Here is a 5,399-nt window from a genome sequence, read left to right as displayed (position 1 = left end):
GGCCGAGGCCAGGGCCGTGGCCGACCTGGGCTTTCAGCACATTCTGCTGCTTACCGGAGACGCACGGCATCTGTCATCGCCGGAGTATATCGCCGCTGTGGCCCGGCGCATCAAACCCTGGTTCGCTTCGGTGGGCATCGAGGTCTACTCCCTCACCACTGAAGAGTACGCCATGCTTGTGAATGCGGGCGTGGACAGCATGACCATGTTTCAGGAAACCTATACTCCCGAACTGTACGCATGGCTGCACCCGGCCGGCCCCAAGCGCGATTATGCCTTTCGCCTCAACGCGCCCCAGCGCGCGGCTCAGGCGGGCATGCGATCCATGGGCGTGGGTGCGCTGCTCGGCCTTGATTCATTCGAGCAGGATGCCTTTGCCACGGGGCTGCACGCATGGTGGTTGCAACGCCGCTACCCCGGGGTGGACGTGAGCGTGTCCATACCGCGCATCTGCCCGCATGAGGGTAATTTTGACGTGCCGCATGCCCTGGATGACCGCCACCTGGTACAATACGTCACGGCCTTGCGCTGTTTTTTGCCAAGGTCGGGCATCACCTGTTCCAGCCGTGAAAGTGCCTTTATGCGCGACAATCTGCTGCCGCTGGGCGTCACGCGGGTCTCCGCCGGCGTATCCACTGCTGTGGGCGGCCGCGCCACAGAAGACGCCCATAATCCCGGACAGTTTGAAATCACTGACGGCCGCAGCCTGGAGCAGATGGTCTCGGCCCTGACGGGCATGGGCTATCAACCCGTGCTCAAGGATTGGGAAGATCCCGCGGGCGCATGGGCCTGACATGAAAGACACTACAGCCGCAACCAATCCCCTGTGTCAGGGGCTTGGCCGCTATCTGACCCCGGAGCAGCTGCATATCTTGCGGCAGGCCCGCATAGGAATAGCCGGGGCTGGCGGCCTTGGCTCCAACGCGGCCCTCATGCTGGCCCGCAGCGGCGTGGAACACCTGACCCTGGTTGACCATGACGTGGTGGACGCCTCCAACCTCAACCGGCAGCAATACTGGCCGCGTCATGTGGGCCGCAGCAAGGTGGATGCCCTGCACGAGCTACTGCTTGAGCTGAACCCCCAAATGGTGGTGAACAGGCACAGGACCTACATCACCGCAGCCAGCCTGCCGGATCTGCTGCCGTGCTGCTCCATATGGGTGGAAGCCCTTGACAACCCTGAAGACAAAAGCCTTTTTGTGGAAAACGCCTTGCTGGCCGGCCACCGGGTCGCCAGCGCCTCAGGCATGGGAGGCTTCGGCGGTGCGCCAATGGGACGACGCAAGCTCGGAAACCTCGTGCTGGTGGGGGACTTTACCACAGACATTCTCATGGCTCCCCCGCTGGCCCCCCGAGTAACGGAGGCGGCGGCCCTGCTGGCCGATGCCGTGCTGGAAATGCTGCTCGGCCCCACCCAGACCCCGGAATCCGCAGGCGGGGCCATAACATCAACCGTATAGCCCGATGATGAAACCACGCTGAAACCTAGACAGTGTCGTCACGAGATGAATTTCCTTGGTATATCAAGGAGAACGAGCCTTTTATGCAGGGAGTGTACTCTTATGGTACTCGACCGGAATAAAAGGCGAAGTTCGACGCAGAGATACCGGGAAAGGCGCTCGTGACGACACTGTCTAGAGCAGATTAACTTTGAGAATGTACATTCTCAAAGTTTAAGACACGCTCGCTTCGATGCTTAACCGCGCAAGTAAATAGCTCTGCTGTCTTTATCCGTAACTTCCTTTGTCGTAACGGCTGAAGCTGCGCTTGCATCTTTGCGGCGGGCGACTGCTCACGCAGCCGCCAGAGCAATTTCAAAGTGAAATTGCTCTAAAATGAGAGAGGCGGGCAAAGCCCGCCTCTCTCATTTTGCGGCCAGAATTTGCAAGCAGATTCCGCCGGACATTTCAAGATAAAAGCCCCTAGAACACCGTGGGGTTGACGACCACCAGCACCCAGCAGATGACGCCCACCACAAGACCGTACAGCAGGAAGGGCCAGAACGTGCGGCGAAGCACTTCGCCCTCACGGCCGGAAAGTCCCACCACGGCGCAGGCGGCAACAATATTGTGCACGCAGATCATGTTGCCCATGGCGCCGCCAACGGCCTGCGCGGCCACGATGATCTGGCGCGGCAGCTCGAGGGTTCCGGCCATGTTCCACTGGAACTCGGCGAACATAAGGTCAGAAACCGTGTTGGAACCGGTGATAAAGGCCCCCAGGCCGCCCACAAAGGCCGCCAGCATGGGCCACACCGAACCGGCAAAGGCCCCCACGGCCTCGGCCAGGGCAAGAGGCATGGAGGGAACTTCGGCCGGGTTGGTCGCGGAACCGCGGAAGATGGACACCATAGCCACGGCGAAAACCAGGGCAATGGTCGGCGACTTCATTTTGCGGAAGCTTTCCTTCCAGGCGCGGGAAACAGCCTGGCCGGACATCTTGTGCAGCATGATGGTCAGCAGGGAAACCACGATAAAGAAGGTTCCGGGCAGGTACAGATAGTCGATGCTGGCATTGACGCCGGTAAAGCCCAGAATGTCATTGAAGCTGATCTTCTGGCTGGACAGCCAACCCTTGAGCCCCAAAGAGGGAATGCGGGAGATCACCAGCAGCAGACAGATGATTACGTACGGCAGCCAAGCGCGGAACTGGCTCATGCTGGCGTGAAATTCCGTCTTGGTGCTGGTAGGCACAGTGCCGGTCCAGGCTTTGTCCCACTGGCTGGAAGGCGCGAATTCCCACACGTCCTTGGGTACGCAGAAGCCTTTTTTGGTTGCCCACACCACTACGCCGAGGCCCAAAAGGCCGCCCAGCATGGCGGGGAACTCCGGCCCGAGCAGCCAGGCGCACGAAAGATACGGCACAAGAAAGCACACAGCGGCGAACACACAATACTTCCAGGCGCGAAAGCCCGCGGCCCAGGACTTTTCAGGACCGAAAAAGCGGGTCAGAAAGCCGAGCATAAAGATGGTGATGATGATCGCCATAGGGGCGTGCATAATGGTCGCCCATTCGCCCACGGCCTTGCAAAAGGCATCATAGCTGCTGAACGGAAGATTGGGATTGGCGGCCACGGCCTCGGCCACGCTGCCTTTCAAAAATCCGAAACCCACGATGACCGGGGTTCCCACAGCGCCGAAGGTTACCGGCACAGAGTTGAACACAAGACAGATGACCGCTGCGGCCATGGCCGGAAAGCCAAGGGCCAGCAAAAGCGGGGCCGCAAGGGCCGCAGGTGTGCCGAAACCGGCCGCGCCTTCAATAAAGGCCGCAAACATGAAGCCGATGATGATGGCCTGGATGCGGCGGTCACGACTGACGCCCTGCATGCCGTGCTGAATGGTTTCCATGCCGCCGCTCTCTTCCAGCGTATACAGGATGAGGATGGCGCCAAAAACAATGATCAGAACACCAATGGCAACAACAACACCCTGCAGCGACAGCGCCGCAAGGTACAACAGGTCCAGCTTCCAGCCAATGACACCACTGACGGCACAGACAAACCACGCAAGCGGCATGGCGCGCGTGGCGGGCCAACGCAGCCCCACCATCAGAACCAGTGCCACAAGAATCGGAATAACCGCCAGCAAGGCCAACATTCCAACAGACATGCCCACTCCTTTGTTAGCTCGAGTTTTTCATAAACCTGAAAAAACCTGCCCTGCACACTGTTCTTTCTTCGCTCAACCAGTGCAAGGTCAAAGCCGCCCGCTCGGCTTTTCTCGCAATAGCCGCCAATGGCGCGCTGCCAACGCAGCAAGAGCTATCGGGTCGTAAACTTGCGTCCATGCCATAACAACTGCTCCCTTAAGCTATGGGTTGTAGGAGACACGGACCCCTACCAGCGATTGTGCACCCCACACGCGCTGCGGACCCGGCTGTCCCCAAGAATAGCTCTTGGACGGATACCTGTTTCCTGAGTAAAAAACAATGCTTTTTTGAAAGTTGGAAGATGGATAATTAAAAAAACATTCCTTCTAACGGCGAAGCGCGGCAGGCAGGGCAAAGTATAAACGCGCGGCAAGGTCAAAAAATGATCCGGGCAAATAACTTGCGAACCAGAATATTTTATATTTCCTGCCGCTGTTTTTCCAGGGGGCCACGGCCTGACGGGCGGCGGCATTTTTACCTTCACGCCACAAGGCCACGCCCTTCTGAAAAGCGGCCCGCCGCGTAAGCAGCAGCACAAGATTTGCGTATTCCTGATCATAATCCGGATAAAGCCTGCGGTGCTTTTCCAGAATGCGCAGGGTTTCGTCCGCGAACTGGCCGAACTTGCGAAACGTCGTGTTGGTTCCGTGCACACGCCAGACGGTGAGCGCCTCGTCCACGTGGTCCAGCTTCCAGTCGTGGGCAATGCGGTAAAAAACATCCGCCTCCTCGCAGACATTGAGGCTCTCGTCAAACCAGCCGCCGTTAACGCCCCGCCCCGTGGCCGTTCCCTCCGCGGAAAGTCCGGCCAGGGCCTCCGCCCGCACAATGGCGGAAGACATTGATATCCACTGGCGCTCCATCAGGGCTGCGAAAACCATGCCCCGCTCCGGCCGCGCTTCGCCAAAAACACGCTTGAGCACGCGCCTGCCGTCAAAAATCTCCGTATCCGTGCTGACCAGCCCCACCCGCCCGTCAGCTTCAAGCAGGGCCGTCTGAAGCTCCAGCTTGCGCGGCCGCCAGAGGTCGTCGCAATCCAGAAAAGCTATATAACGGCCTCTGGCCTGCGCCAGGGCCAGGTTGCGCGCAGCGCCCAGGGGAACCGTGGTCTCTCCCCTGAAATAGCGCACCTTTTCACCATAACTTTGGGCGATGGCCGGGCTTTCGTCAGTGGAACCGTTGTCCCAGAACACGATCTCGAAGTCCGTAAACGTCTGGGCCATGACGCTGTTCATGGCCTCCCGCAGGTCACGCGAGCTGTTCAGGCAGTTCATGATGACGGAAACAACGGGAGCGCTCATGGTTTTTCCTCACTGGTTGGGGTCTGGGCTGGCGGCGCCGGCCTGTGCGGCGACACTGGCGGAGTCATAGGAGAATGCTGCCGGAATACCCAGTATTTACACAAAAAATAGACCATGACCGGCACAAGCAGCACAGCGGCGGGCATGGCGATTTCGTAGTCCAGGCCAAAACGCATGAGCACCCAGATGATGGCGGAATTCAGCCCAAGGCCGAGGGCTTGGGTTGCGGCAAAGCGCGGCAGCATGGCCCGGTGCGAAAGGTGGCTGTTGGCGCCGCCCGCCCGGAACGTCCAGAGGCACTGCCCAAAATACGACACCACAAAGCTCAGGGCATAGGCCAGAGCGTTGCCTGCCAGAACGGGAACCCCGGGAATCCTGACAAAAAACAAACCCAAAAGGGCATACGTCAAGGTAGCGGCCCCGCCCACCATGCCGAAACGCACCCAA

At 59.3% G+C, this 5,399-nt stretch carries 5 protein-coding genes; 2 read left to right on the top strand and 3 right to left on the bottom strand.

The window, feature by feature from the left end:
- Together V6C16_RS07240 and thiF are read left to right on the top strand one after the other, a co-directional pair.
- Positions 1 to 793 (top strand): 2-iminoacetate synthase ThiH (locus tag V6C16_RS07240; RefSeq protein ID WP_333542952.1); only part of this gene is annotated, 793 nt, incomplete at its 5' end.
- A gap of 1 nt (position 794) precedes the next feature.
- Positions 795 to 1,460: a sulfur carrier protein ThiS adenylyltransferase ThiF gene (gene thiF, locus V6C16_RS07235; protein WP_333542951.1), complete on the top strand. Its 666-nt coding sequence runs from the start codon at positions 795 to 797 to the stop codon at positions 1,458 to 1,460.
- A 462-nt stretch (positions 1,461 to 1,922) separates the two neighbouring features.
- On the opposite strand, the gene V6C16_RS07230 is transcribed toward thiF, so the two are convergent.
- From V6C16_RS07230 to V6C16_RS07220, 3 genes are all read right to left on the bottom strand, one after another.
- Positions 1,923 to 3,611, bottom strand: coding sequence for an L-lactate permease (locus V6C16_RS07230; protein ID WP_333534840.1), 1,689 nt, complete (start codon positions 3,609 to 3,611; stop codon positions 1,923 to 1,925).
- Positions 3,612 to 3,977: 366 nt separating this feature from the next.
- Positions 3,978 to 4,952: a glycosyltransferase family 2 protein gene (locus V6C16_RS07225; RefSeq protein WP_333534839.1), complete on the bottom strand. Its 975-nt coding sequence runs from the start codon at positions 4,950 to 4,952 to the stop codon at positions 3,978 to 3,980.
- On the bottom strand, positions 4,949 to 5,399 hold a 451-nt coding region (locus V6C16_RS07220), incomplete at its 5' end, for a GtrA family protein (RefSeq protein ID WP_333542950.1). The genes V6C16_RS07225 and V6C16_RS07220, both read right to left, overlap by 4 nt.

The organism is Desulfovibrio sp. 1188_IL3213, from assembly GCF_036763145.1.
Classification (GTDB): Bacteria; Desulfobacterota; Desulfovibrionia; order Desulfovibrionales; family Desulfovibrionaceae; genus Desulfovibrio.
This window is presented reverse-complemented; position numbering and strand designations above follow the sequence as displayed.

Excerpts from the sequence above, each read along its gene's own strand:
- thiF (WP_333542951.1), top strand. The coding sequence starts at position 795 with ATGAAAGACACTACAGCCGCAACCAATCCCCTGTGTCAGGGGCTTGGC.
- V6C16_RS07230 (WP_333534840.1), bottom strand. The coding sequence starts at position 3,611 with ATGTCTGTTGGAATGTTGGCCTTGCTGGCGGTTATTCCGATTCTTGTG.
- V6C16_RS07225 (WP_333534839.1), bottom strand. The coding sequence starts at position 4,952 with ATGAGCGCTCCCGTTGTTTCCGTCATCATGAACTGCCTGAACAGCTCG.